Source organism: Streptomyces sp. GC420, assembly GCF_009916105.1.
In the GTDB taxonomy this organism is placed as follows: domain Bacteria; phylum Actinomycetota; class Actinomycetes; order Streptomycetales; family Streptomycetaceae; genus Streptomyces.
Genome location: NZ_JAAAXQ010000665.1, coordinates 1 through 2,345, shown reverse-complemented (window position 1 = coordinate 2,345; position 2,345 = coordinate 1). Strand labels below are relative to the sequence as shown.

Genomic DNA, 2,345 nt, shown 5'->3' with positions numbered 1-2,345 from the left:
GCCGGGCCAGGCAGACCCGACGCCTGGTGAGCCAGCTCAACCAACTCGGCTACCAAGTGACCCTCCAAGCAGAAGGAGCTGCCTGACCAGCGACTACGGACACGAGACGGGGGATTTTCGAATCAGGAGGCCAGGACGACGCGGATGTGTTCGCCGTGACCCGGCTCCGACCACCTGGTGAGGGAGTCGAGGGCGGCGGTGATGTCCGCGAAGCGGTCCCGGTCGCGGAACCCGCCGGCGACCTCTTCGGTCCTGCCGCCGTACATCTCGGTGACCTCGGCGCCACGCCAGCCGGGTCCGCCCCAGTAGTCGAAGACCACGGCGTCGGGCATCGGGGCGTCGGGGCCGTAGTGCTGGAGCAGCGCGCGGCGCAGCACGGCCCACCGGCGTTCGGTGTACATGCACGGGTGGAGGTCGCCGACCGGCTTGCCCTTGCGGCCCCATCCGCAGCCCTTGCAGTAGCGCTGCCCCCGGTAGTTGTAGGTGGGGCAGGCCGGGTTGCCGCAGCGCCACAGGTAGCCGGCCTGGCGGGCGAGTTCGTGGATGAGCTGGGTCTGGGGCTCGTCGGCATGGGCGAGGAGGCGCGATATGACGGAGGTGACAACTGCGGCTTCGGACATGGGAGTTCTCCGGAAGGGGGGCAAGGGGGAGCGGAGGTTCGGCTCCGAGAGATGTGGGGTGGAGGGTGAGTAGCACCCTCAACACGGATAACAATACATACTGAAACGCCAATACGCAACAATGCGGGGAGGGGTCCGCCTCGTGCCGCCATCCTCAGGGGAGGTGGGCCACCGCGCCGGCCCGTCGGATCAAGGAGCCTTTGAGCCCCGTCGTTCAGCTCGCGGAGGAGCGCGCGAACCCGTCGGCGTGGATGCCGAAGCCGCACCCAGCGCACCGAGCATCGCGGGGCGGCTGTCGGCCGACTACGGATGGTCGGGGAGGCAGACGACGCCGAGGTGCACGGTCTGGCCGCACGGGAGGCTTCCCCGCCCGTCCAGTCCGCTGTCGGTGCGCCATGTCCGGACCTGTTCCAGCCCTGCGCTGGCGGCAGCGGCAACGCTCTCCAGGTCGTCACTGCACTCGGCTGTCGCCAGCAGCCGGACCGTGAAGCCGTGACCGTGGTCCTCCACCCACAACTGCGCCCCTGACAGCAGCTCTTGGTTTAGTCCGGCCGTCCACGGGGCCAGCGTCCGCAGTAGCCCGGCCGCCGCCGGCGTCGACGTGGCGCGGAGCCTGGGCACGGTGGCGCGCACCGGCGCGTCCACGGCGGCGACCAGGACCACTTCGGCTTCCAGGTCCGCTGTGATCACCCCGCCGTTACGGTCGTCCGTCCGTCCGGCCGCCTCGCTGCCTGTCGCCGCTGACAGTCGCGCCATGCTCACCGAGGCGGCCGGCCCGCTCGCACACACCTCCGCCTGCACGTCCCGGTCGCTCATGCACAGCCGGACCGGCTCCAGCGGGCCGCAGTCATCCAGCAGGCGGGCAACCGCTTCCACGCAGCGGGCCATGGAGAGTGACATGGCCGCCATTCTCGCTTCCGCGAGGCCGGGGCGTTGCCTTGTCCGGCCAACGGACGGCTCCATCCTTGCGGTGGGGGACTCGGCGGACAGCGTGATTCTCGAACTGATCAGGGCAGACAGCCGTACGGGCGCGGCTGATGCACGGGCCCGCGACGGCCGCCGGGCGGACGGAGGCCCCGCTCCACCCGACGGCGAGGGACGGGGACGCTCTCACTCCCACGATCTCACCGGCGCTGAACACCTCGCCCCCCGGAGGAGCGTCGAGGGCGAGCCCGGACTGAGCAGACGTCACCACTTCCCAGCTTCCTTCCTGCAGTAGTCAGGCGGGCGGCTACGCGAAGTCGCGAGCCGTCGGCCCGGGTGCCCCTCTGGGAGGAGGCCGGGCCGCAACGGGCAAGCGGGCTTCGCGGGGGCCGGTCAGCCCTGGGTCCTCGCCGCCTCGGCGGCGAGCTCGTGGTGCACGCGCAGTGCCGCGGTCGCGTACTCCACGGGCGACGGGTTGGCACCCTGCACGCCCGTCGTCGCCGCCAGGAAGCGTGCGTAGAGGGCCTGGTCGGCGTCGTCGACGACGTCCTCGATCAGCTTGAACGCGCTCGTCGCGAAGCGCCTGAGGGCCAGCGGCCGCGCCTTGCGGCCGGCCGTGCCCTGCTTGTCGCGTTCGACCACGCACTCGGCGTGGGTGTCCGTCAGGGCGAGCACGCGCAGCATCCGCTCGCGGTCGACCATGTCGGGGGCCATGTCCTGCCACAGCTGCCCGACCCGGACGGGGCCGACGGCGGAGGAGAAGACGGGGGAGGGGCTGGTGCTCATGGGGAACTCCTTGGC

Annotated in this window: 3 protein-coding genes; all 3 read right to left on the bottom strand. The window is 71.3% G+C overall.

What is annotated here, in order from left to right:
* Positions 1-122: 122 nt before the first annotated feature.
* Positions 123-620, bottom strand: coding sequence for a hypothetical protein (locus GUY61_RS37585; RefSeq protein ID WP_166634767.1), 498 nt, complete (start codon positions 618-620; stop codon positions 123-125).
* Positions 621-923: 303 nt separating this feature from the next.
* Complete coding sequence (locus GUY61_RS37580) at positions 924-1,520, bottom strand: hypothetical protein (RefSeq protein WP_243767024.1); 597 nt, start codon at positions 1,518-1,520, stop codon at positions 924-926.
* A gap of 417 nt (positions 1,521-1,937) precedes the next feature.
* Positions 1,938-2,345: DUF6354 family protein (locus tag GUY61_RS37575; protein ID WP_243767023.1), on the bottom strand; the 408-nt coding region annotated here is incomplete at its 5' end.

Excerpts from the sequence above, each read along its gene's own strand:
- GUY61_RS37585 (WP_166634767.1), bottom strand. The coding sequence starts at position 620 with ATGTCCGAAGCCGCAGTTGTCACCTCCGTCATATCGCGCCTCCTCGCC.
- GUY61_RS37580 (WP_243767024.1), bottom strand. The coding sequence starts at position 1,520 with ATGTCACTCTCCATGGCCCGCTGCGTGGAAGCGGTTGCCCGCCTGCTG.